Below are 24,359 nucleotides of genomic sequence, written 5' to 3'. Positions count from 1 at the left end.
CCGATGTCGGCGACGGTGTCCCTGGCCGGGCGGGGCGGCAGGCTCGGGGTCGTCCTCGCCCTGGGCGACGCGCCGAGTTCCGGACCGGCACGGGTGAGGCCGAGCAGAGCCCGGACCTGCTCGGCCTCAGGAGCGTCCGCCTGCCGGCGCAGTACCGCCGCTTCCGCGCGGGCCGCGTCGCGTTCGTCGATGACGTCGTAGGCCTCCCCGCCGCCGGAACGGCGGCTGCGCAGAGGCGACCGGTACAGCCGCCACGGACTCCCGGCCGATTCCCGGCTCCGCTGCGGGCCGCGGTCCCCGAGCCGAACACGGCACGGCCAGGAGAACCACCGACTGGCTCCGGCGCCAGCGGAGAGCTTCTGCCCGGCCCGCTTCGGTAGCTTCTTGACCAGGCCGTCGGCGCGGAACTTGCCTGCGGAGGTGGTGATCTGGTGGTCGCAGGCGACGGCGAGAACATAGCCGATCTGCCCACGGGGCAGGATCTATGCTGTGACCTGCGGCCACCGTCCGATCTCCTGTCTTCACACACCGATGCTCAACGGTAGCCGCACCAGTTCCCGAACCAGCCCCGGAGCCTCGGCAAAGGCGCTGGTCTGGGACGTTCAGGACAGCGAGTGGATCTCCGACTGCCCAGTCCTGCTCGACTTCACCGGAGAACAGGTTGAGATCAACCACGCAAAGTTCGACGACCTCTCGATCGCCTGGAACACCTAGCTGTTCTCTCTCCGAGAGGGTGAGACGGGCGCCGTCTCGCCGGATCCGACGGACGGGCCGGAGGCTAAGTCGAGGAGCGTCATCTTGTCGTGGTCCGGGCTGCCCGGCGGCGCCATGTAAATGATGAGGCGCTGGCCTTGTGCGCGGTTGAGGGACAGCCCTTCGTGCGAGAGCGTCATCGTGCCGACCTCCGGGTGTCGGAGCGTCTTCTCACCGTCGCCGATCGTGTGCACCTCGTACCGCTCCCAGAGCCGGTTGAAGTCGGGGCTCTTGACAATGAGCTCACCTACGAGGGCGGCGAGATCCGGAGCATCCGGATCGCTGCCGGCGATCGCCCGCAACTGGGCGACGCACCCCTTGGCCTTCTGTTCCCAGTCCGCCCACAGCTCGCGGGCAGCTGGGTGCAGGAAGATGTACCGGACGGTGTTCCGCTGCCGCTCCGGCCAGTCGGCGATGCCGTGGAGCAGCCGCAGCCCGCCGGGATTGGCCGCCAGCAGGTCGTTGGTGCGGCCCACGACGTACGCCGGGTTGGGCCGGAGCGTCTCAAGAAGCTGCGTGACGGTCGGACGGACCCGCCGTGACGGCAGGGGACGCGGCTCGGGCGCACGCCGCGCCGCCCGCGCCGCCAGCTCGTGCAGGAAGCCGCTCTCCTCCTGGCTGAGGCGGAGCGCATCGGTCAGCGCCTCGACCACGGAGGGGCTCGGATGGGTCTCCTTGCCGCGTTCCAGACGTATGTAGTAGTCGATGCTCACACCGGCCAGCGCCGCCACCTCCTCCCGGCGCAGACCCGGCGTACGGCGCGTAGCGGTTCCGGCGGGCAGCCCGACGTCTGCCGGGCGTATGTCGCCACGGCGAGCCCGCAGGAACTTCCCGAACTCGGTCATGTCGTCATTCTGCCAGCGGGTGATCAGGGGTCCAGCCCGGAGCCTGGCCCTGTTGCACCCCCCTCTGGCGCACCCCGGAAGATCACGGTCTGCCTCGCCCTCGCGGGCCTGACCAGTCTGGACGGATGACCACTCTTGAACCAGCCCGCGCCTCACAGGATGCCCGGCAACGCAGGGCCGCACCGAAGCTGATCCTGGCGACCACGTTCATGGGCATCTTTCTGCTCAACCTCAACACCATGGCGACGAACGTGGCGCTGCCCGGGATCGGGCGGACCTTCGGCGGCAGCACGGCGGGACTGCAATGGATCGTGGACGCCTACACGCTGATGTTCGCCGCACTCCTGCTTTCCGCGGGCGCGCTCTCCGACCGCATCGGGGCGAGCCGCGCGTTCGGCGCCGGCGTCGCGGTCTTCACGGTCGCCTCGGCGGCCTGCGGACTGGCGCCGGGGCTGGGCGAGCTGATCGCTGCCCGCCTGATCCAGGGGGGCGCGGCGGCGATCATGCTGCCCTCCTCGCTGGCCCTCGTCCGGCAGGCCTTCCCGGTCGCGGCCGAACGGGCACGGGCCATCGCGCTGTGGACCGTTGGCGGAGCCGTCGCGGTTGCCGCCGGCCCCGTGGCCGGCGGGGTGCTGTCCAGCACTCTGAGCTGGCGGGCGATCTTCGTCGTCAACCTGCCCGTCGGCATCGCCACCCTCGCGGTGTTGACACGCGCGGAGCGCTCGCCGCGCCGTGCCGCGCCGCTCGATCCTTACGGCCAGCTCACGGCGATCGTCGCGCTCGCGGCGCTCACCTTCGCGGTGATCGTGGGAGGGGTGAACGGCTTCGGCGAGCCCGTGGTACTGGGCTGCCTGGGGCTCGCCGCAGTGGCGACGGCCGCGTTCATCATGATCGAGGCACGTACCGCCGCGCCGTTGGTCCCGCTCGACCTCTTCCGTTCGCGCACGGTGACGGTTTCGGTCGCGATCGGCTTCGTCGTCAATGCCGCGTTCTACGGGCTGGTGTTCGTGCTGAGCTTGTTCTTTCAGGACGTTCTGGACCTGTCAGCCATGACCGCGGGGCTGATGTTCCTACCGATGATGGCCGTGATCGCCGGAGCCAACCTGGCCTCGGCCACGGCTGCGGCACGCTTTGGCCCGCGGATGCCGATCGCCATGGGACAAACGATCTTCGCGCTGGCGATGTTCGGCCTGCTCTGGATCGACGAGGGCACCAGCAGACCAGTGATCGCGGCGATGCTCATCCCGGTCGGCTTCGGCCTAGGTTTCTTCGTACCTTCCCTGACCGCCATCCTGCTGAACGACATCGCCGCAGATCGGGCCGGAATGGCCGCCGGGATCCTGAACTCCTTCCGGCAGACAGGCGGCGCGCTCGCCGTGGCCGTCTTCGGAGCCTTGGTCGCGGAGGACCGGGGTGAGTTCATTGTGGGTCTGCGGGTCGCCGTGTGCATCGCGGCTGTGATGCTGATAGCCACCACGGCCCTGGCCCTCATGCTGCCGCGCGGCCGTAGCTGACGGGACACGGGGATGTCTGGCGCGGGGCCCGGTAATGAACTCAACCTGAAGGAGCCGGGCGGCGCACGTAGCGAGGGCGCTCCTCACCTCGCCTCGACCGGGTGAGGGGCATTCCGACCTTCAGATCGGCTAAGGCGAGCCGGTCGATAATCAGTGACGGAGGGCCGCAACAACTCCTAGCCCAGCCGCTGGCGGGCCTGGGTGATCTCACCCGAGCTCTGCACCTCCCAGCCGGCATCCCAGCAACCCCACCCCATGAGAGCGCCGGCCAGCCGGGCGGCGACCTTGTCATCGTCACCATCGGCGAACAACGCCAGCGCCATCGCGAAGTACACCATCACATTCGGCGGAAGCTTGCCATCAGCGCGTTTCGCCTGCTTACCCACCACAGCGACCGCATCACGCGGCACCGCTGCGCGCCAGGATCGCGGCGAGTTCAGCGAATACCGCTTCCATCAGCTCGGGATCTACACTTGCGGCGCAGGCCACCCGATCTTCGTGTTGTGTCACAACAGCATGATTATCGGGTGGCCTGCGTAACGCCAACTCAGTGTGCATCGAGACCTGGAGCCCTGGCGCGTCACCGATACCGCCGTCACCAAGGAGCCCATGCCATGGAACCCGTCACGTTGATCACAGGCGGTTCGAGTGGGATCGGTGCGGCCACTGCCCGTGTCCTACTCAAGCAAGGTCACCGCGTGGCGATCACCGGCCGCGATGGCGATCGGCTGGCCGCGTTCGCCGCGTCCACCGGAGCGGGCGAGCGGGTGCTGACCATCAGCGGTGACGCCAGTGACGAGAGCCATGTTGCCGCTGCCGTGCGTCAAGTCGCGGGCTTGTGGGACCGATTGGACACGGTGATCGCGAACGCCGGGTTCTCCCTGCCCGGCACGCTGGAGGACCACGACCCTCCGGCCATGCGTGCCATGGTTCTCACCAACATCCTCGGCCCGGCGCTGCTGGTACGCGAGGCACTGCCACACCTGCGGAAGTCCAAGGGCCGGATCGTGATCGTCGGTTCGGTCGCGGGCACCAGGAACACGCCCGGCAACCTGTATTCCGTCACCAAGTGGGCTGCGCACGCCCTGGCCGAAAACGTCCGGCTCCTGGTGGCCAAGGACCACGTTCACGTCACTCTTGTCGCCCCAGGGGTTGTGGACACCCCATTCTGGGAAGAGCGCGGTGGATCTCCCGCGGCGGCACCGACACTGACCGCCGAGCAGATCGCCGAGACAATCCTGTTCGCCGTCAATCAACCCGAAGGCGTGGACGTCAACCACCTCGTCGTACGGCCTGCCGGCCAGGTCAACTGACCTCGCTAGGCGGTCAGCTGTGGGCGACGGGACGCGTGAGCAGCATCAGGTCACGATCTACGGCTGGAGTACTAGGCTGGTGAGGTCCGTTGGAGCGACAATCGGGGGCTGACGTGGCGCAGGCCGTGGCGTACGAGTTGGACGATTCCACTGTGGTGCGATTCGAGCTGGAGCCGTCGGAGGAGTGGCGCCAGGTCAGTTCGGACGACGTCGTGGCCCGGGTGCGGGACGCGGTCCGCCCGGCCGTGGACGCGGCGCGTACGGTGCTGGAGCGGGTGACCGAACTGAAGCCGGGCGAGGTCGAGGTGAAGTTCGGCGTCAAGGTCTCCGGCACGGCGAACTGGATCGTGGCGAAGGCCGCGACCGACGCCCACTTCGAGATCACCCTCACCTGGACACCCACCCGAGCGACGGGCGAGGGCTCGACCCCTGCATGACCGAGTCTCCGGCCGGCGATGTGCGTCCGGCCTCCGACGAATGGATCGTGGCCGTACATGTGGCGGGCATGGACCGTGCGCCGTCCGGCACGGGCGTGCTCATCGACTCCCGGCGGGTGCTGACCTGTGCTCATGTCGTCTGCACCAAGGGCCGGCCGGTACCGGAGGTGTGGGCGGCCTTCCCGATGGCCGACGAACTGGAACGGCGCCATGTGCGCGTGCGGGAGATCATCGTCCCCGCGCCCGCCGCGCAGGAGGTGCACGATGTGGCCGTCCTCGTTCTGGAGGACGAGGTTCCCGCCGGCATCGTGGCACCGTTGCGCGACCCGCGCGGCAGCGCCCTGCTGACCGAGCCGTGGTGGTCGTTCGGCTTTCCCGACGGCGCCCTGGGCAATTCCGCCGACGGCCGCGTGGGCGAGAAGATCGGCTACGGCTGGGTCCGGCTCGACACCGCCTCCCAGTACCCCGTCCTGCCCGGCTTCAGCGGAGCTCCCGTCTGGTCGCCCGGCTTCCAGGCCGTCGTCGGCATCGTCGGCCAGGCCGAGTCCCGTACGGGCAACGCGCGGGCCCTGACCCTGTGGGAGGCGGGGCGCGCCCTGCCCGACCAGAAACTGGACGAGCTGACCACGTGGACGACCAAGGCTGCCGGTGAGGCGGCGGCCAACGCGTGGGGCTGGTCGCTGACCGGTGACGTCGAGGCCGGCCGGCACTGGCGGCCACGGGCCCGCGGGGTGAGCACGGACGCCGAACCCGGCTACCGCTTCAGCGGCCGCGCCGCCGCCCTGTCCCGCATCGTCGAATGGTTCACCTCACAGGTGGCCGCACGCAAGGCTCTGGTCGTCACGGGACAGCCCGGCGCCGGCAAGTCGGCCGTCCTGGGCCGCATCGTCACCACCGCCGACGCGGAGATCGCCGCTCTCCTGCCCAGCCACGACACCGCCGTACGCGCCCCTCTCGGCTCCATCGCCTGCGCGGTCCACGTGAAGGGCAAGACCGCTCTGGACGTCGCCCACGAGATCGCCCGGGCCGCCTCGGCAGCGCTGCCCGACACCCCGCACGACCTCGATCGCCATCTGCGCGACGCGCTGACGGAACACGAGCGCCACGACTTCAACATCGTCATCGACGCCCTCGACGAAGCGATCAGCCCCTCGCACGTCCGGCAGATCGTCCGCGACATCGTCCTGCCCCTGGTGGAGAACTGCGCGGATCTCGGCGTACGTGTCGTCGTGGGCAGCCGCCGCCGCGACGACGAGGGTGACATCCTGCCCACATTCTCCCGCGCCGCCGACGTCGTCGACCTGGACAATCCCGCGTTCTTCGACGCGGACGACCTCGCCGCCTACGCACTGGTCACGCTGCAACTGCGCGGGAACGAGCGTCCCGACAACCCGTACAACGACGACGACGTCGCCCTGCCGCTCGCCCGAGCCGTCGCCGAGCGTGCGCGCAGCAACTTCCTCATCGCCGGACTCACCGCCCGGACCCACGGGATGCACGACCAGTCCCCCGCTCGTCCCGCCGACCTCGCCGCCCGGGCCGTCCCCAGCGTCGAGAGCGCACTCCACGACTATCTGCGACCGCTGCCGCCCGTCGGCGCCATCTCGGCGACCGACCTGCTCACCGCTCTCGCCTACGCCGAAGCCCCCGGCCTGACGCCCCTTCTGTGGCGCACGGCGGTCACCGCCCTCACCGGCTCCTCACCGACCGAACAGGACCTGGTCGGCTTCGCCCGTACCGCGGCCGCGAATTTCCTCATCGAGACGAACAACTCCGCTTCGCACGAAGGCACTTACCGCCTCTTCCACCAAGCACTCAACGACACCTTGCTCGCGGCGCGCGCCAGACATCGTGACACCACGGCGGACGAGAACGCCCTCACGCACGCGTTCCTCGCTCTCGGTCGTGAGCTCACCTGGGCCAACGCACCCGCGTACCTCTTGCGTGCTCTGCCCGGCCACGCACTGCGCGGTGGCGCCACCGACGTCCTCCTCGCCGAGGACACCTACCCCCTGTACGCCGACCTCCGCCGCCTCATCCCCGCTGCCGCGTATGCCATGACCTCCCAAGGCCGGGGAAGAGCACGGCTGCTGCGGCTGACGCCCCGCGCCATCGCCGCCGCGCCCGAGGAACGCATCGCCTATCTCAGCGTCACCGAAGCACAGGAGGAACTCGGCAGCACCTACACCTCGATGCAGGAGCCGGCGCCCTACCGGGCCGTCTGGGCCTCGGTGGCGCCGGAGACCGTGGAAGTGGCGCTCACGGGTCATGGCAACGTCATCACGGCGCTGGCGGCACTGGATCTGGGCGGGAAGGTGCACCTCGTCTCCACTGGGAACGACGCCACTGTCCGTATCTGGGATCCCCTCACCGGCGAGGAGGTCCGTCAGCTCGCCGGCCACGACGAGGCGATCTATGACGCGTGCGTCCTCCCGCTCGGCACGCATGACCTGCTCGCCGTCGCCAGCCGCGACCGGGTCGCCGTCTGGGATCCCACCACCGGCAAGATGGTGCGCCAACTCGCCGGAGACATCAACCTGATCGAGGCCATGTGCGTCATCACTCTCGATGGCCGGCTCCACCTGGCCGCCGGCGGTTATGGAGGCACCGTTCAGATCTGGGACCCCACCACTGGCGAGGAGACGCACCGACGCTTCACCGACCACATGGTCCAGGCGATGTGCACCATCACCCTCGACGACCGTCCCCACCTCGCCGCTTGCGGGCACGACGGTGTCGTCCAGATCTGGGACCCCGCGACCGGTGAGGAGAGCCACCACCAAGTCACCGGCGACGACGCGATCGAAGCCATGTGCACCATCACTCTCGCCGACCGGCCCCTCCTCGCCGTCGCCGGTGGGGACAGTGTGCGCATCTGGGACCCCGCCACCGGCGAGGAGACCCACCAGCTCACCGGGCACAGTGCCCAGGTCCAGGCGGTGTGCACCATCACGCTGAACGACCGCACCTACCTCGCCACCGCCAGCGCGGACACGACCGTCCGCCTCTGGGACCCCGTCAGCGGCGAAGAGGCGGGCCATCTGGCCAGCCACGCCTACGGGGTTCAGGCGGCCTGCGTCCTGGTCGTCGACGACCGCGCCCTTCTCGCCACCGGCGGCTACGACAACACCGTCCGGATCTGGGACCCCGCCGCCCGGACCACGGAGCGTCCGGTGAACCGGATCGCCGGCGTGCGGGCATTGAGCCTCGTCGAAGAGCATGACCTGCTCGTCTCCGCCGGCGAGGACAACACCGTACGCATCCTGGACCCCGGCTCCGGGGCGGAGATCCGTCAGCTCGCCGGTCAGGGCGGCGAGCCGCGGGCGATGAGCACCTTCGTCCTCGACGGCGCTTCACGCCTCGCCACCGCCGACGCGGGCCGTGTCCGTATCTGGGACCCCACCACCGGGGAAGCGGTCGACGAACTCGTCGGCGACGACACGATCGAGGCCATGTGCACGGTCACCCTCGACGGCCGGCCTCACCTCGCCGTCGCCGCCGCGGGCGGCATCCGAATCCGGGAACTCGTCATCGGCGAGGAGACCCAGCACCTCACCGGTCACACCGCGCAGGTCCAGGCGATGTGCGCCCTCACCCTCGACGACCGGCCTCACCTGGCCACGGCGTGCGAGATCAGCGTCCGCGTCCGGGACCTGGTCGCCGGCGAGGAGACCCAGCACCTCACCGGTCACACCGCGCAGGTCCAGGCGATATGCGCCGTCACCCTCGACAGCCGTCCCCTGCTCGCGTCCGGCGGCTACGACAACAGCGTCCGCATCTGGGACCCGGCGACCGGCGAAGCGCTCCACGAGCTCACCGGGCACACCGACTGGATCCGCGCGGTCAGCACGTTCACTCTCGACGGCCGCATGTTCCTTGCCACGGCAGGTGACGACGCCACCGTTCGCATCTGGGACCCCCGCGCAGGTCTGCAAGCAGCGGTGATCCCGGTCCGTCACCCGGTGACCGCCCTCAAGCAGGCGGGTGAGCTGCTCGTCGTCGGCTTCGCCACCCGCGGCATCATGGGCCTGGCCGTCACCCTGTGATGCCGACACCGACCGGCCTGCGGCCTCAGTTCGTCGGCGACGGCCTGCCGGTGCGGCGCGGATCCAAGAGGCACCCGCAGGAGCCGTCGATGTCTCACCTCGTGCCGCATCCGGACCGAGTCCCCGAAAGGCTCCGTGACCTGCTGTCGGGCGTCCGGCTGACTTTGAGCCGGCACTCCGGCTGACCGGCCGGGCGAGGACCCATGCGTTCGAGGACGCTGCGGGTGCGTCCGGTGAGGCAGAATTGGGAAAAAGTAGGTGAAAGGGTCCGCCAGCGAGCCCGACCGGCGAGTGACCGCACCGGCCGCCGGGCCGACGCTCGGGGCCCGCGTACCCCTCGATGAAGGGAGCGGACATGACCCACCCACTGACTCCCCCGGGTGAAACACCTCCCGCGGAGGGCTCGATCGCAGAGGCCCATCAGGAACGGCCGGACGGTGGTGTCTGGGACCACCCGTACTTCTGGCTCGGCCTGATCGTCCTCGGAGCCGTGGTCGTCGCCGGTTACTTCGTGATGCGCGTCCTCGATCTGTAGGTCCACATCGCGGGTCCACATCTGCGGATCTCCGGAGGTGGTGCTCGTCCGCAGGGCGTTCGTCCCGGCGCCGCACCGGTCGCCGGTCGGATCAGGCCCGTCTCGGTCACGGTGACATGTGCCGGGGCGGGCTCGGCGAGGAAGAGCGGCTGATCCGGCACGAGTCCGCCCGTACCGCGGTGGCTCTCGGCCGCCGTGCGCAGGGACCGCACGGCGGCCACTTCCATGATCCACAATTCCTCGGCCGGCTGGCACGGCCATCGACATGCTGTCGGCGTACCAGGGCATGCGGAATCCGAGAAGTCCGGGGAATCGGCGTCACAGACACCGTCCGGCCGGGTCCATCGGAGTGAGAACGGTTCACCAGCTTGCGGAGAGGGCCTGGTCATGACCACGCGGACGGCACCGGGCGGCCACGCAGGCCGACAGCCCCCAGAACGTGCGGCAGACCACCAGGACGCTCACAGGCGGCCGGGCGCCGACCAGCCGGCCGCCACACGTGGCGTGCTTCGATCGCCGTCCGCCACACGTGTCCGTGCTTCGATCGTCGGCGGGAGCCCGGGTACAGGACCAGCGGGACGCCTACGACCGGAGCCGCCGATGACCACCGTCGCAGAACGAGGCACCACCACCGTCTCGGACAAGGCGGGCCGCAGGATCGCCTACCGAGCCACCACCGGGGCACTGCCCGCCCACCGCCTTCCGGCGGCCCGGAGCTCGGACACCGCGCGCGGACGTCGGGCGGCGGTGGCGCGCGGCAGCACCCTGCCGTACCCGGTCTCCTTCGCGGCCACGGGTCGGACGCCGGAGCCTCACGGTACGGGCCGGACTCACGTTCGGCGACAGAGCTCTCCCACAGACCGACGTCACGTCGGCGACCCGCCGGGTCCTGGCGTCGTGCGCCCCGCGCCGAGCACCTCGATTGCGTGTGCGTGTCCGGCCGGAAGCGGTTTGGACACCGCCGCAGACCGGGAAACTCACGACGGCGCCCGCGAACACCGGACGACGCCGACCGTCGGCGTCCGGACTGCGGCCGCTACAGAAGGGAACGTCCGTGCTGCGGCCGGTACCGGAACGGATGCGGTGGAGGACGTCCTCGTCCGACGCGCGGTCACCGTCGTCGGGATCGCCCGGTGCCGCGCCCGCGTCGTGGGCCGACGGCAGCGGCTGCGCGTACGGCTCCACGTCCGGCTCCAGCCGGACGTCACCCGGGCCGTGGTCCTGCCCGCCCTCACGGCCGTCGTGCCCAGGGCCGAGGCCGCCACCGCGCCCCGCACCGTCCACACTCGCGTCCGCTTCAGCCACCGACCGCACCGGGTGCCACATGTCCGCTGAACCGCAGGCCGAGAACGCCGGCAGGACCCGTTCACTGACCCAGCTCCTCGGAAACCTCCGGGTCCCCGCCACGTGGTGGCCCGCCTTGCGGCGCACTCCCGTGTCGATGTGGCGCGACGACGTCTCCGACTACGCCGCGGCTCTGACCTACTACGCCATCCTGGCCGTACTGCCCGCCCTGTTGGTCACCGTCATCGCGTTCGGCCTGATCAGTCCGGGCACGGCCGAGGACTTCATCGCCCATGTCACCGCCTACGCCCCGGCCCAGTCGGGAACCGAGCTCCACGACGTGCTGGCAAGGATGCTGCGGAACGACTCGACCACATGGACGCTGCTGTGCACCGGCACGTTGAGCGCCCTGTGGTCCGCCTCCAGTTACCTCGCGGTGTGCCGCCGCGCCCTGCACCGCATGCACCGGGTGGCGGACCGGCGCTCGCCCTGGCGCAAGGCTCACCGCATCGTGGTGACCGCGCTCGCCCTGCTCGGCCTGCTCGTCGTCAGCGCCCTCGTACTTCTGATGACCGGTCCTGTCGCCGAGCAGGCCGGCCGCTACCTGGGATTCGACGCCACGTTCGCCTGGGCGTGGGGCCTGCTGCGCTGGCCGCTCCTGCTCTGCCTCGTGGCGCTGCTGGTCGTCGTCGTCTTCCACACAGGACCGGCACCGGCCCGCCGCCGGACGCGCAGCCTGCCCGGCGGCATCCTGGCCGCCGCGCTGTGGCTCACCGTCTCCGCCGGCTTCGCCCTGTACGCCTCCGTCCTGAGCGCCTACAGCAGGCTGTACGGCTCGCTCACGGGCGTCGTGGTCTTCCTCATCTGGCTGTGGCTGTCCAACCTCGCCCTGCTGGCCGGCGCCCAGTTCACGGCCGAACTCGACGAGGCGTCAACCGGGGTCCGCCCGTGACGTGATGACGGCGTGTCGTCCACCGCACGCACGCGTGTACCTGTCCGCACCCGGCCGGGCCGCGGCACGCGGACACCACGCCGGTCGTTAGCCCATCCGCTCCCCCGCGGTGATTCCGCCCCTGCCCGGGTCTCCGCTCCGGCGACCTGCATGAATGCGCATGCCGGAACAGTCACTGCACCTGCCCGGGTGACGACTCCAGCGCTGTCTCCTGTTGCGGGGCTGACGGAGTGTCGGTTGCCTCGACGGTGGAGTGGAGCAGTACAGGGGCGCCGCGCAGACAGGCCGGCCACTGCTCCGTTGGAGGATTCCCTTGCGAAACAAACACGTTGGCATCGGCATCGGCGTGGTCATCGGCATCCTGGCTCTGCAGAGCCCGGCCGCTTTCGCGTCCGGGGACTCGGATCTCGACATCCGCTCGGGTGACGCCTCCCCGGGCTCCACTGTCACGGTCACCACCACGGCCTGCGGCCCGGACGTGGACTACGGCAAGGGCGAGTCGGAAGCGGGTGGGTCGTTCCACATGTTCGAGGGCGACCGCAAGGGCGAACTCAAGGGCGAGTTCCAGATCCCGGAAGGGCAGGACCTCGACACCGACACCGACACCGTCACCGTGAAGTGTCCGCCACGGACCAGGCTCACCGACACGTACGAGATCGCCGGCCGGGCCCCGGACGGCGCCATCGAGGCCGGCTTCGGAGACGTCCAGGACACCGACACCCGATTCGCAGTGGGTGGTGCACTGCTCGCCGCAGCCGCCGCCGGAGGCCTCATGAGGATGCGTCGGCGCGCACACGGCGACCGAAACTGACAGCCCAGCCCCGCCACACGGGCCTGGCACCGTCGGCGCGCCGCAGGCCGGACGGCGAACACCACCCGGCCGCAGGCAAGAGGCTCAACCGCTAGGGATCCCGGCACATGGCAAGCGCGTCCCCCCGCAGGTTCGTCCCACCGGTCCCCTCCGCCGCGCATCTCGCCGTGGCCGTGGTGACGGGCAGCGCCCTGGTGATCGGCGCGATGTTCGACAGTGAGCCACCGCGGCCCTCGGCCGGGCAGGCGTTCTCCACGCCCTCGGCGGGCATGCCCGGCCGTACCGCTCAGGCAACGCTCCTGCCCGTCCAGCCGCTGCCGCCCGCGAAGCCGGTCCGGCTGCGCATCCCCGCCATCGGCGTGAACGCCCCCATGACGAAGCTGGGCCTCGACAAGGCGGGGGCGCTCAAGCCCCCGCCCGCCGGGAACCCCAACCTGGTCGGCTGGTACGGCAGAGGCACGGCGCCGGGATCGACGGGCACCGCGGTGACCGCGGGGCATGTCGACATGCGCAATGGCAGCCCGGGCGTCTTCTACGATCTCGGCGCCCTGTCCAAGGGCGACACGATCGAGATCAGCCGGGCGGACCGGCGCACGGCCGTCTTCACCGTCGACGCCGTGGAGATCTACGAGAAGAAGAAGTTCCCCAGCAAGAAGGTCTACGGCAGCACCGGCCTGCCCGAGCTGAGGGTGATCACCTGCGGCGGATACGCCAAGAGCAGCGGCTACCAGAGCAACGTCGTGGTCTACGCGACGCTGACCGCGGTGAAACAGCCGAACGGCCGCTTCCTGGCGGGTTAGGCGGTCCGTTTCCAGGCAGGGCAGACGGCCGGGCACCGGGTGTCCGAGCTCTTCCCCCTTCAGCCGGCGAGAGCCGCGGCGATCTGGCGGGTGGTCAGCGCGGCGACCCGGGGACCGGCGGCGGCGTAGGAGGTGGAGGCGTTCAGGCCGGTCGCCAGGGCCCAGCCGCGGCCCCGGGTCCACGCCGAGCGCGGTACGGAGGACCGCTCGGCTCGCGGCCGGCATCAGAGTGAAGGCGATGGTCAGGTCGCAGGCGGGGTCTGTCTCCCCTGCCGAGCCGGCCGGAGTCGATGAGCCGGTCGGCCTCGCCCCGGCGAAGCCGACCGACGGTATCGCCTCAGTCACGGCGCGCGGTCAGGCAGCCGCCGTGCCGGGTATGCGCTCGCGCACCATCGTGTAGAGGACGACCGACACGGCCATCACGCCCGCCGCCGTGAACACTCCCGGGGCCCAACTGCCGGTCGCGTCACGCAGGACACCGCTGACGACCGGGCTCGCCACCGCACCGATCTCGGCCACCAGGTTGAACAGGCCGAAGAGCGAACCGCGATGTTCCTCGGCGGCCAGGTCGCCCAGGATGCTGTGGACGATCGGCTGGAGCGCGTTGAAGAAGAGACCGGAGCAGAACAGGATCACGCCGAGCAGCAGCAAGGACGGCTCGCCGTCACCGAGCAGGCTCACCCCGAACGCGACCGCGAGGACGGTGTGCACCGCCGCGCAGATCACGGCGAGCGGCTTGCGGCCCTTGCCCGCACGGACGCGCCGGTCGGCGATCCAGCCGCCCACGGGGAATCCGAGGATGCCCGCGCCGGCGTTGAACGCCGCGGTCAGCGCCGCCGCGCCGAGGCTGCTGTGCGCACTCTCCGCGACGATCTGCACCGACCAGAAGGAGAAGAACCACAGGTTCCACATCACCGCGACGAAGGAGAGGCAGATCAGCCACACGTCGCGGCCCAGGAGTTGAGCCGAGCGCCCGGTGCGCACGATGCCCCGGATCACCAGCGTCACCATGACCAGGAAGAGAACCCCTGAACCGACCGCGGTGAGCCAGTCCGGCCAGCCGAACTCGTCCGCGAGCAGGAACAGCGCGACGATCGCCACGGCCGCGGGCACCGAGTAGGCGACCAGGCGCAGTGCGGGCGGGCCCAGGCGGAGCGGCCGGTCGCCGCGCGCCCGGAAGAACGCCCAGGTCGCGGCCGCGACCAGGAGCGAGACGACGCCGAAGACGAACAGCGGCATGCGCCAGGCGCCGCCGCCCATCCCCCAGTCGCCACCCCAGTCGATGAGGTGGGGGGTGGCAACGATGCCCACGGTCAGACCGACCGACAGGCCCGACAGCACCACGCCGAGACCGATCGTGCGGCGCGCCGGCGGGGTGTGCGCGATGACGAGAACGCGGTCGTTGGAGTAGAAGACGCCCTCGCCGAGACCGGTGAGCACCCGGGCCACGACGAACCCGATCAGTCCGCCGGTGACCCCGGAGACCAGAGTCAGCAGGCCCGCCCAGAGGAGGGAGACGACGAGCATCTCGCGGTGGCCGTAGCGGTCGCCGAGGCGGCCTCCCGCGTACTGCGTGAGCATGTATCCGGTGAAGAACATCGAGCCGATGAGACCGCCGAGCGTCGCCGGGTTGGCGGCGTCTCCGATGAAACCGGCCTTGTTCTCGATCATCCACGAGATGACCGGTCCGGTGACCGTGCGGTCCGCGTAGCTGATCAGCCAGCCGGCGAGCAGAAAGCCCCACAGATGGGTGTGGTGACCGGTGAACACCGGACGGTCCCCGCCGCGTGGGGCGGACGCGTCGGTGGAGCGGGTGGGTGCGGCAAACTCCGTCATGCGTCTCCCTTGACGCCGAACCGAACGAGTGGAAAGCGCTTGCTAAGATCGCAGCAGCGGTCTCGGAGGTCAACCGTTGACTTCTTCGGCGATCGGCGCTTTCATGCAGGTCACGTCCGGCCGGCGAGCGTCCTTGGCGCCGGCACTGGCGGAACCCTTTGCGATCCGTGGCGTGCCGCACCTTTCCTGGGAGGCTGTGCCTCCCAGCTGGTAGTCAGCCGGTCGTGGCTTCCGCAGGGCGCCGGGCGCATGCTGAGACACGGAAATCCGACGAAACAGCGGTCCGGGGCAGGGCGCGACCTGACCCTCGCTTCCGAGGGGAACACACCGACCGGCTTCTCAACGGCCGTTCTGATCCCCGTCCTTGAGGCATGTGTCCGCGGGCTGCCGTCGAGCACACTGTGGGCGGCGCCTCGTCGGTCCAGTGTCCGCAGCGCGCACGGCCCGGAGGCATCCCATGAAGCGCACGAACCCGGGAACGGGTCCGCTCACCGTGACCGTCCTCGTCTTTCCCGGAGTGCGGCTGCTCGATGTGACCGGCCCCATCGAAGTGTTCACGACGGCCAACGAATTCGGCGCGCGCTATCGGGTGCGGATCGTGTCCGAGGACGGCGCGGAGGTGGTCACCTCCGCGGGCACACGTCTCAGCGCCGACCTCGCCGTCAGCGATGTGCGTGAGCCGTCCGATGTCCTGGTGATCCCCGGCGGCCCGGAATGGGAGACGCTGAGCAAGGACGACGCCCTCCTGGATGGCATCCGGCACCTGAACGAGACGAGCCGCTGTACGGCATCGGTGTGCACGGGAGCGTTCCTGCTCGCCGCGGCCGGACTTCTGAACGGCCGTCGTGCCGCCACCCATTGGCGCCATTCACAGCAACTGGCGTCTCGCTACCCATCGGTGCGGGTCCGACCGGACGCCATCTTCGTGCGGGACGGGCAGATGTTGACGTCGGCAGGTGTCAGCGCCGGTATCGACCTGTCCTTGTCGCTCGTCGAAGAGCATTACGGTGCGGACGTCGCTCGCTCGGTCGCCAAGGACATGGTCGTCTTCATGCAACGGCCCGGTGGCCAGTCCCAGTTCAGTGTCCACTCCCAGGCGTCACACGTGCACCATGAGATGCTCCGCGGCCTGCTGGACACCGTCACCGCGAATCCCGGAGCCAACCACACGGTGGCAGCCATGGCCCGCAGGGCGGGCATCAGCACCCGGCACGTGACGCGGCTCTTCCACGAAGAGGTGGGAACCACACCCGCCCGGTATGTGGAGCAAGTCCGGCTGGAGGCAGCCCAGATGCTGCTGGAGACCGGCGACGACGCTTTGCCGGTGGTGGCGCGGCGCACCGGATTCGGATCGCCCGAGTCGCTCCGCAGAGCCTTCGTGCGCCATCTGGGTGTGACGCCGGGTGCGTTCCGGGCCACTTTCCGGACGACCGGCGCGGGTGCGAAGACTCCGGTGGCCGCGACGACGTCGTGAGCGCGGCCTGACCCGGCGGGGCGCCCGCGACGACGGCGTGTGCGCGGCCTGACCGGGCGATGCTCCATCGACGTGGTCGGGTGGTCCCGTCGGACCCTCTGTCTGTTCCGATGACAGGTCCACTCACTGGAGAACTTCGGCTTCTCGCGAGGAACCGCTCGCCACCGCGGCGCGGCTGTCCATGCGTGCCGCGCCGCTTCACCCCCGAGGCAGGTGGCGCGGTCAGCGGAAGGCCGACACCACGAGATCCTTCTGTTCGCCGACGTGTCGCCCCGCGGATCCCACCGCGGGGGCTGCCGCCGGCGGTCGGCTGACGCAATCGACGGGACGGCTCGCCGACCGCTGCACACGGGGCCACACGAAGGTCCACGCCCCTTGGTTCTCCGGCTCCTCCTGCACCCATCGCACCTCGGCATCGGCGGGAAAGCGCGCGATTTCCGCGGCGAGTTCCTCCTCCGGGAACGGGTAGAGACGCTCCAGGCGCACGATCGCGGTGTCCTGCCGACCGGACTCGCGCCGGTGTGCGTCCAGGTCGTGGAAGACCTTGCCGGAGCACACCAGCACACGCCGGATCCCGGCGGGGTCCGGTGTCCGGTCCGGCACGACCGGGCGGAACGCGCCCCTGGTGAGTTCCGTCAGCCTGGAGGTGGCCGCCTTCGACCGCAGCATCGACTTCGGGGTGAAGACGATCAGTGGCCTTCTGCGCTCGCCGAGCGCCTGCTGCCTGAGCAGATGGAAGTAGTTGCCCGGCAGGGAGGGCATGGCGACGGTCATGTTCTCCTGTGCGCACAGCTGGAGGAACCGCTCGATCCTGGCGGAGGAGTGGTCGGGGCCTTGCCCTTCCAAGCCGTGCGGGAGCAACAGTGTCACCCCGGAGCTCTGACCCCATTTCTGTTCGGATGCAGAGATGTACTCGTCGATGACCGTCTGGGCCCCGTTGGCAAAATCACCGAACTGGGCCTCCCACAGCACCAGCGCCTCGGGCCTCGCCAGCGCGTATCCGTACTCGAAGGCCAGCGCTGCCAGTTCGGACAGTGTCGAGTTGTAGGGCGCGAAAGCGGCGGCCTGCGCGCCGAGTCGGTTCAGCGGTGTGTGTTCCGTGCCGGTGCGCCGGTCGGTGAGCACGGCGTGCCGTTGACCGAACGTGCCGCGGCGGGAATCCTGCCCGGCCAGCCGCACCGGAATCCCCTCCAGCAACAGGGAACCGATGGCCAGCGATTCGGCGGTGGCCCAGTCGATCGCGTCCGCATCCAGCATCGCGGCCCGTTTCTGGAGCTGCGGAAGGACGCGCGGATGCACGCTGAAGTCTCCCGGCAGAGCCGTCTGGGAGGCGATGACATGCCGGGCGGTCGTCTCCGTGATCGCGGTCGCCTGGGCAGCCTGGGAGCCCGTCGCACCCCGACCGTCCGCGACCCCCACGGGCTCCCGTGGGCGCGGCACCGACCGCGCCCGTGCCTCGGCGAAGGCCCGGTCGAGGTGCCCGCGAACGTCCCGCAACGCGCCTTCCACCTGTCGCTCCCCGACGTCCCCTCGGCGGAGCAACTCCTCGGCGTACAGGGCGCGCACCGAAGGCCTGGCGTCGATGCGGTCGTACATCGCGGGCTGCGTGATGGACGGGTCGTCGACCTCGCTGTGGCCATGACGCCGGTAGCACAGCAGGTCGACGACGACGTCCTTGTGGAACGCCTGACGAAAGTCGAAGGCGAGGCGTGCGACCCGGAGCACGGCCTCGGGGTCGTCTCCGTTGACGTGGAAGACCGGGGCCCCGGCCGACCGTGCCACGTCGGTGGCGTAGGCGCCCGAACGCCCTGCGACGGGCGAGGTCGTGAAGCCGATCTGATTGTTGATGACGATGTGGACCGTTCCGCCGGTGCGGTAGCCGGGCAGCTGGGACATGTTCAGTGTCTCGGACACCACGCCCTGTCCGGCGAACGCGGCGTCGCCGTGGACGACGATCGGCAGCACGGGGAAGGATTCGCTTCCGTGCGCGGCCCGGTCCTGCTTGGCCCGCGCCACTCCCTGGGCCACAGGCCCCACGATCTCCAGGTGCGAGGGGTTCGCCAGCAGGGAGACGGCGATCGTGCCGCCGTCCAGGGCACGGTAGGTACCCTCCGCGCCGAGGTGGTACTTCACATCGCCGGATCGCGCGTCCGAGCGGATGCCCGCGGCATCCTCGAACTCGCCGAAGATCTCCGCATACGGCTTGCCGACGATGTTGGCCAGAACGTTGAGCCGGCCCCGGTGGGCCATTGCGATGACCGCCTCCCTCACTCCGTGCCTGATGGAGCGGAGCAGCAGGGCGTCGAGCAGCACGACGGCCGACTCGCCGCCCTCCAGCGAATACCGTTTCTGCCCCACGTACTTGGTCTGCAGGAACGTCTCGAAGGACTCGGCCGCGCCCAGCCGGTAGAGGATGTGCAGTTGTTCGGCGACGTCCGGCCGGGCCTGGGGCGCTTCGAGCCGCTGCTGGACCCAGTGGCGTTCCCGGGAGCTCTGGATGTGCATGTACTCGGTGCCGACGGTTCGGCAGTAGGAATCCTGCAGAAACTTCAGCACCTGGCGAAGAGTCATGGTGTCCGCTCCGGCGAATCCGTCGACCACGAACTGTTCCGGCAGATCTTCGGCCCCGAGTCCGAATGCCGCGATGTCGAGCTCCGGATGAGCGGCCGCCCGCCCCGCCGCTAGCGGGTTCGTGTCGGCCGCCAGGTGTCCACGCGCCCGATGGGCATCGATGAGCGCGGCGACGCGGACGGCTCCGGCCGCCGCGCTGTCGGCGCCGTCCTGCGCGTTCGCCGCGGCCTCGGGCGGCTCACGGCGGGCCGCCGGGAGCGGAGAGGAGAAGAAGTCCCTCCAGGTCCTGTCGACCGATCCGGGATCGCGCAGGTATCTCTCGTACTGTTCGTCCACGATCCATTCGTTGATACCGAATTCCGGTCCGTGCAGCACTGGCTCACCAGCGCATGGTTGCGATGCCACGGTGTGGATCGCCTTCTTTCCTCTTCGAGAACGACCTGGGGCGATCACGGCCGGATCCCTGTGGTCACTCGTCGTGCACGGGGGCTTCGCCTCCGCCGCGCAGCTGCCGCGGGCTCGAGCCGTCCGGTTCGTGTCGCGTCTCCGACGCTAGGGCTTCACGCGGGCCGGGAGAGATGCCCGGGAATGCCATGAAAGCGTCACTTCAGGACATGGCGGCAACAGGACGATTTCCGGGTGGAAGGCTGCTGCCGGGCACTTTCCCGCATCACCGGTCCATGGACCACCCACACCTTCGACGTCACCCGCGAACGGGCAGGACCAGGCATGACAGCGAACGACCGTCCCGACCTCTTCCGTCCAGAACTGGTCGTCATTCCGTGCGGCAGCCGGAAACTGGGGCGGCGCGCGCGGGCGGCGGACATGTATGTCGGCTCCTATCACCGTGCGTGCCGCAAGACCGCTGACGCCCTGCGGCCCGACCGTCTCCTGATCCTCTCGGCACGTCACGGCCTGCTCGACCTCGACGACGTGATCGAACCGTACGACACACCCCATGGAGCAGCAGACGCCGTCACCGCCCAAGTCCTCCTGGAACAGGCGACTCTGCGCGCCGTCGTGCTCGTCGACCCTGTCGTGGCCCTCGGCGGCGCGCGCCATGTCGATCTCGTCCGCACCGTGTGGCCACACGCCCACACCCCGCTGGCCGGCACACGCGGCATGGGTGAGCAGATGGCCCGACTCGCGGCACTTCGCAAGGGGCACGATCAGTATCCGACCTGAGTTCATCTGCGCCCCGTACGCGCACCGCTCGGGGCGATGCCTACGGTGTGCCGGGGAGCCGGACGGTGACGAGGAGACCGCCGGCGGGACGGGATGTGAGGTCGAGGGTCCCGTCGTGAGCGCGGACGACGCTGTGCACGATGGCCAGGCCGAGGCCGACGCCGGCGTGCTCGTCGGTGCGTGCGCGTTCCGTTCCGCGCTGGAAGGGTTCGGTGAGGGTCGGTACGAGTTCCGGCGGGAGCGGCGTGCCCGTGTTCTCGACCCGCAGCACGCTCGTGTCGCCGTACGCCTCGGTGTCGACCGTCACGGTACCGCCGGAGGGGAGGTTGTGGACGACGGCGTTCTGGACGAGGTTCATCACCATCCGCAGCAGCAGTTCCGCGGAGCCGTTCGTCCGGGCCGCCCCGCCGGTGACGTCGAGCGTGATCCCGCGCTGCTCGGCGAGGGGAAGCAGCGTTTCGGCGGCTTCTTCGGCGAGGAGGGAGAGGTCGACGCTCTCGCGGGTGAAGTGTCCGCGGTCGCCGCGGCTGAGCAGCAGAAGGGCCTCGGTGAGGTCGATCGCCCGCGTATTGGCGGCGTGCAGGCGTTCGATGAGTTCGCCCCGGTCCCGTGTGGGGTCCTGGCGGGCGACGTCGAGGAGCGTCCGCGAGATCGCGAGCGGTGTGCGCAGTTCGTGGGAGGCGTTCGCGGCGAACCTCCGCTGCTCGGCGACGTGCGACTCGAGTTGTTCGAGCATCGAGTCGAACGCGTCGGAGAGTTCCCGGAATTCGTCCTGGCGGCCCTTCATGCGGATCCGGTGGGACAGCGAACCGCGCCCCGCCATCCGTGCCGCATCCGTGATCTGTGCGAGCGGCGTGAGCATCCGGCCTGCCAGGATCCACCCCCCGACGAGGCCGAACACGAGCAAAAAGGCCATCGCCAGCGCCGCGGCGGGGGCGAAGGTGCGCACCAGGAGGTAGCGGTTGGGCGAGATCCCGAGAAGACCCTTGGGGTTGTCGGGTACATAGCGCAGCAGGAACACCCACACCACGGCCAGCAGGAGAGCGCCGGCGACGGCGAGGAATCCGGCGTAGCTGAGGGTGAGTCTCAGTCGGGCGCTGAGACCTGGGCGTCTATGCATGCGTGCTGCCCGGGCGGGCGCCGTCGTGGCGGGTGTCGATGCGGTAGCCGACACCCGGCACCGTGGCGATGATCAATGGTTCGCCGAGCCGTTTGCGCAGTGCGGAGACGGTGATGCGCACGGCGTTGGTGAGGGGGTCGGCGTTCTCGTCCCAGGCGCGTTCCAGCAGTTCTTCGGCACTGACGACCCCGCCCTCGGCGGCGACGAGGACTTCGAGCACGGCGAACTGCTTGCGGGTGAGCGCGACGTAGCGTCCGTCGCGGAAGACCTCCCGGCGGAAGGGGTCGAGCCGGATGCCCGCGATCTCGCGGACCGGGGGCCGGGCGTGGGCGCGTCTGCGGTCGAGCGCCCGTAGCCGCAGGACGAGCTCTCGGAGGTCGAACGGTTTGGTGAGGTAGTCGTCGGCACCGAGTTCGAACCCGGAAGCCTTGTCGTCGATCCGGTCGGCGGCGGTGAGCATGAGGATCGGGATGCCGCTGCCGGAGGCGACGATGCGCCGGGCGACCTCGTCGCCGGAGGGGCCTGGGATGTCACGGTCGAGGACCGCGAGGTCGTAGGAGTTGACGCCGAGCAGCTCCAGGGCGGAGTCGCCGTCGCCGGCGATGTCGGCGGCGATCGCCTCCAGCCGCAGACCGTCACGGACGGCTTCGGCCAGGTAGGGCTCGTCCTCCACGATCAGTACGCGCATGTCCGAAGCCTAAGCAGCACCGCATATCGCCGACGTATGCGAGGGCGCGTGCGCGCCGGACACGCGGCTCAGCCTGCCGGCGCCCGCACGGGGCGAGGCCGGTCCGCCGACGCCTTTTTGGTGGTGCGCCACCAGCGGCGCGACGCCAGCGCGGCCAGCAGGGCACCGGCGGCGTTGACCAGTACGTCGTCGACGGAGGACACCCGGTCGAGGCGCAGGACGTACTGTGCGGTTTCGACCAGGACCGAGCAGCCCGCCCCGAGCGCCAGGACCCGCGGCACGGATGCAAGCGCCGCGAACCGCATCGGGGCGAAGAACCCCAGCGCCGCGAAGATCAGCAGATTGCCGGCGATCCCGAGCGGCCCCATCGTGATCAGGTCCCGCAACGGGATCAGACTCACCCGGGCGGGGGCGCTGCCGGCCGCGGCGCCCGGCATCATCGTCAGCCACACGAGCGGCACCGTCCCGTGGACCATGCCCACCTCGGCCAAGGACGCGCGCCAGGCCCAGTCCGATGGGACGCCGTGGGCACGCCGACGACGCGCCACAGCCCACACCGCCAGCGCCGCCACCGGCAATGCCACCAGCATCATGAGCACCACACCGTTGAACGTGTCGAAACAGCCGTGCCACCGCCCGGCCCTGCACATCGGAGCAGCCATCATGAGCGGCCGCCGCAGGACGAACACCGCGCTCGCCGAGCCCAGGATCGCCAGACCGAGGAGCACGATCCCGCGCGTGCGGCGGGGCGGTGCCGTTGGGGACGTGTCGTTGTTCACGCCCCCATTGGAGACGGAGGGCCGTTGTGGCGGCGTATGCGATTTTCGATACGCCCGCGATACACGAACTCACCAGAATCGAGGAACTGGCGCAAGCCTGGCGGTGAGTCGGTCCGCCGTCATGCGGGCCGGCGGCCCATGTGCCTGGCGGCGTGACGGAGGGAGTGGACCACGACGACTCCCCAGGCGACGACGAGGAGCGCATAGAGCGCGACGGCCGGCGAGACGAACAGTTGCGATCCCGTGCGCCCCGCGAGGGTACTGGTGGCCGTCACACAGGCGCCGACCGGAAAGATGAAGGACCACCACGTGGGTGCGAAAGGCAGCCCGGCGCGGATCGTGCGTGCGGTCAGCCCCGTGGCGAGCGCCAGCCACAGCATGGCGAAGCCCCACACGACCACTCCGCCCAGCAGGGCGAAGACGCCGGCACCGCGCGCGTAGGGCGCGTGCAGCACACTGGGAGCCACCGCGGCCAGCGCGCCGAGCGCCGTCACCGACTGGCCCAGCGCGCCCAGGCCGATCCATACCGTGGGCACCACCACTCCCGTGGGCACCTCGTGGTGCACCAGGCGACCGTAGATCATGGCCAGCACCAGCAGCGCCGCGACGAAGCCGAGCCCGAGCATCGCGTAGCAGCCCAACAGCAGCGCGAGGCGCGGCTGTCCGGCCGGTGCGTGGGGAACGAGCAGCGCACCGGTCGCGGCGGAGACCATCGGCGGCACCACCGGCATCAGCCAGCCGCCGAACGCCGCGTCAGGCGCGAAGCGGTGCCGGGTGACCATCAGGTAGGGCACGGTGCAGGCTGCGGCAAGACCGAGCACGGTACCGAGCGACCACAGCACCCAGTCCACGGCCAGCGCCGCGTCGGCCCCGATCAGCGCAGGGCCCAGCAGCAGCGTCCCGGCACCCACCGTGAGGAGCGCCATGGGCGGTGCACCGAAGAACTGGGCCGTCACCGGATCGGCGGCGTGCACCCGCAGCGCCCGCTGACCGAGGTAGCGCACGGTCAGCAGGATCAGCAGCAGCGCGGCGCCCAGCCAGACCACCGTGGCCGCGGTCCGCAGTCCGTGGGAGCCCCGTGGGAGGGTGACTGCCGCGTTGGCGACGATGCCGGTGCCCATCACGGCCGCGAACCAACTGGGGCCGAATGCCGGACGCGTCGTTCTGGTCACTGTCGGCGGCGACGGGCGGGCGGACAAGGAGGAATTCATGATCCGGACCCTATGGTCGGGTCGGGGCCGCCCTGCCGATCATGTCCTGATGTGAGGGGCCCGGAGCACATACCGAGCGACTGCCGGGGCCGAGTCGGGCCTTCGCGCCACCCGGTCGAGTGGGCGAGCGGCACCGCTCGCGTGTCCGGCGGGGTGCGCGAGCACGACGTCGAGCGACCGAGGAAGGGACTCGGGCCGGTCACCA

At 70.2% G+C, this 24,359-nt stretch carries 20 protein-coding genes and 2 pseudogenes; 12 read left to right on the top strand and 10 right to left on the bottom strand.

Going from position 1 to position 24,359, the window contains the following annotated elements; translation table 11 throughout:
- Window positions 1-317: 317 nt before the first annotated feature.
- Window positions 318-464, bottom strand: a pseudogene (locus H305_RS54510) (IS701 family transposase); the annotation flags it as partial.
- A gap of 67 nt (window positions 465-531) precedes the next feature.
- Between H305_RS54510 and H305_RS0107890 the strand changes: the two are divergent.
- On the top strand, window positions 532-714 hold the full coding sequence (locus H305_RS0107890; RefSeq protein WP_158690490.1) for a hypothetical protein: 183 nt from the start codon (window positions 532-534) through the stop codon (window positions 712-714).
- Here H305_RS0107890 and H305_RS44905 read toward each other — a convergent pair.
- Window positions 711-1,598: a helix-turn-helix transcriptional regulator gene (locus H305_RS44905; RefSeq protein WP_037762782.1), complete on the bottom strand. Its 888-nt coding sequence runs from the start codon at window positions 1,596-1,598 to the stop codon at window positions 711-713. The two genes, H305_RS0107890 and H305_RS44905, sit on opposite strands and share 4 nt — an antisense overlap.
- A gap of 125 nt (window positions 1,599-1,723) precedes the next feature.
- Here H305_RS44905 and H305_RS0107880 point away from each other — a divergent pair, with 125 nt between their 5' ends.
- Window positions 1,724-3,112 carry an MFS transporter gene (locus H305_RS0107880; RefSeq protein ID WP_028799922.1) on the top strand — a complete coding sequence of 463 codons (1,389 nt, stop codon included), beginning with the start codon at window positions 1,724-1,726 and terminating at the stop codon, window positions 3,110-3,112.
- 176 nt (window positions 3,113-3,288) lie between these two features.
- On the opposite strand, the gene H305_RS50265 is transcribed toward H305_RS0107880, so the two are convergent.
- Window positions 3,289-3,498, bottom strand: a complete 210-nt coding sequence (locus H305_RS50265; protein WP_158690489.1) for a transposase domain-containing protein — start codon at window positions 3,496-3,498, stop codon at window positions 3,289-3,291.
- Window positions 3,499-3,726: 228 nt separating this feature from the next.
- Here H305_RS50265 and H305_RS0107870 point away from each other — a divergent pair, with 228 nt between their 5' ends.
- From H305_RS0107870 to H305_RS0107835, 8 genes are all read left to right on the top strand, one after another.
- Entirely contained in the window at window positions 3,727-4,425 is a 699-nt protein-coding gene (locus H305_RS0107870; RefSeq protein ID WP_028799921.1) for an SDR family oxidoreductase, read from the top strand.
- 152 nt (window positions 4,426-4,577) lie between these two features.
- Window positions 4,578-4,862 (top strand): CU044_2847 family protein, encoded by a 285-nt coding sequence (locus H305_RS0107865; RefSeq protein WP_234020646.1) that lies wholly within the window; start codon window positions 4,578-4,580, stop codon window positions 4,860-4,862.
- Window positions 4,859-8,908 (top strand): trypsin-like peptidase domain-containing protein, encoded by a 4,050-nt coding sequence (locus tag H305_RS0107860; RefSeq protein ID WP_051370424.1) that lies wholly within the window; start codon window positions 4,859-4,861, stop codon window positions 8,906-8,908. Before H305_RS0107865 ends, H305_RS0107860 begins: the two co-directional genes overlap by 4 nt.
- 355 nt (window positions 8,909-9,263) lie before the next feature.
- Complete coding sequence (locus H305_RS0107855; protein WP_028799918.1) at window positions 9,264-9,443, top strand: DUF6480 family protein; 180 nt, start codon at window positions 9,264-9,266, stop codon at window positions 9,441-9,443.
- Between the two features lie 1,083 nt (window positions 9,444-10,526).
- On the top strand, window positions 10,527-10,778 hold the full coding sequence (locus H305_RS44900) for a hypothetical protein (RefSeq protein ID WP_051370423.1): 252 nt from the start codon (window positions 10,527-10,529) through the stop codon (window positions 10,776-10,778).
- Window positions 10,768-11,679 (top strand): YihY/virulence factor BrkB family protein, encoded by a 912-nt coding sequence (locus tag H305_RS0107845; RefSeq protein ID WP_028799917.1) that lies wholly within the window; start codon window positions 10,768-10,770, stop codon window positions 11,677-11,679. The genes H305_RS44900 and H305_RS0107845 overlap by 11 nt, the downstream gene beginning before the upstream one ends.
- A 313-nt stretch (window positions 11,680-11,992) precedes the next feature.
- The gene (locus H305_RS0107840; RefSeq protein ID WP_028799916.1) at window positions 11,993-12,490 is read left to right on the top strand and encodes a hypothetical protein; all 498 of its coding nucleotides are present in this window, start codon (window positions 11,993-11,995) and stop codon (window positions 12,488-12,490) included.
- A 107-nt stretch (window positions 12,491-12,597) separates the two neighbouring features.
- Complete coding sequence (locus tag H305_RS0107835; RefSeq protein ID WP_051370422.1) at window positions 12,598-13,290, top strand: class F sortase; 693 nt, start codon at window positions 12,598-12,600, stop codon at window positions 13,288-13,290.
- A gap of 59 nt (window positions 13,291-13,349) precedes the next feature.
- On the opposite strand, the pseudogene H305_RS54505 reads toward H305_RS0107835, so the two are convergent.
- Together H305_RS54505 and H305_RS0107830 are read right to left on the bottom strand one after the other, a co-directional pair.
- Window positions 13,350-13,569, bottom strand: a pseudogene (locus H305_RS54505) (phosphotransferase); the annotation flags it as partial.
- Window positions 13,570-13,644: 75 nt separating this feature from the next.
- On the bottom strand, window positions 13,645-15,126 hold the full coding sequence (locus H305_RS0107830) for an MFS transporter (protein WP_028799914.1): 1,482 nt from the start codon (window positions 15,124-15,126) through the stop codon (window positions 13,645-13,647).
- A 457-nt stretch (window positions 15,127-15,583) separates the two neighbouring features.
- Between H305_RS0107830 and H305_RS0107825 the strand changes: the two genes are divergently transcribed.
- Window positions 15,584-16,600 carry a GlxA family transcriptional regulator gene (locus H305_RS0107825; RefSeq protein ID WP_028799913.1) on the top strand — a complete coding sequence of 339 codons (1,017 nt, stop codon included), beginning with the start codon at window positions 15,584-15,586 and terminating at the stop codon, window positions 16,598-16,600.
- A gap of 222 nt (window positions 16,601-16,822) precedes the next feature.
- Here H305_RS0107825 and H305_RS0107820 read toward each other — a convergent pair whose 3' ends face one another.
- Window positions 16,823-19,546 (bottom strand): multifunctional oxoglutarate decarboxylase/oxoglutarate dehydrogenase thiamine pyrophosphate-binding subunit/dihydrolipoyllysine-residue succinyltransferase subunit, encoded by a 2,724-nt coding sequence (locus tag H305_RS0107820; protein ID WP_267880784.1) that lies wholly within the window; start codon window positions 19,544-19,546, stop codon window positions 16,823-16,825.
- A gap of 354 nt (window positions 19,547-19,900) precedes the next feature.
- On the opposite strand from H305_RS0107820, the gene H305_RS0107815 reads away from it, so the two are divergent.
- Window positions 19,901-20,356 carry a DUF6884 domain-containing protein gene (locus H305_RS0107815; RefSeq protein WP_028799911.1) on the top strand — a complete coding sequence of 152 codons (456 nt, stop codon included), beginning with the start codon at window positions 19,901-19,903 and terminating at the stop codon, window positions 20,354-20,356.
- 40 nt (window positions 20,357-20,396) lie between these two features.
- On the opposite strand, the gene H305_RS0107810 is transcribed toward H305_RS0107815, so the two are convergent.
- From H305_RS0107810 to H305_RS44895, 4 genes are all read right to left on the bottom strand, one after another.
- Window positions 20,397-21,476, bottom strand: coding sequence for a sensor histidine kinase (locus H305_RS0107810; protein WP_028799910.1), 1,080 nt, complete (start codon window positions 21,474-21,476; stop codon window positions 20,397-20,399).
- Window positions 21,469-22,164, bottom strand: coding sequence for a response regulator transcription factor (locus H305_RS0107805; RefSeq protein WP_028799909.1), 696 nt, complete (start codon window positions 22,162-22,164; stop codon window positions 21,469-21,471). Before H305_RS0107805 ends, H305_RS0107810 begins: the two co-directional genes overlap by 8 nt.
- 68 nt (window positions 22,165-22,232) lie before the next feature.
- Entirely contained in the window at window positions 22,233-22,943 is a 711-nt protein-coding gene (locus H305_RS0107800) for a VanZ family protein (protein ID WP_028799908.1), read from the bottom strand.
- 119 nt (window positions 22,944-23,062) lie between these two features.
- The gene (locus H305_RS44895; RefSeq protein WP_051370421.1) at window positions 23,063-24,154 is read right to left on the bottom strand and encodes a TDT family transporter; all 1,092 of its coding nucleotides are present in this window, start codon (window positions 24,152-24,154) and stop codon (window positions 23,063-23,065) included.
- Window positions 24,155-24,359: the final 205 nt, after the last annotated feature.

This window comes from Streptomyces sp. 142MFCol3.1 (genome assembly GCF_000424945.1).
GTDB classification, from domain to species: Bacteria; Actinomycetota; Actinomycetes; order Streptomycetales; family Streptomycetaceae; genus Streptomyces; species Streptomyces siamensis.
This window is presented reverse-complemented; position numbering and strand designations above follow the sequence as displayed.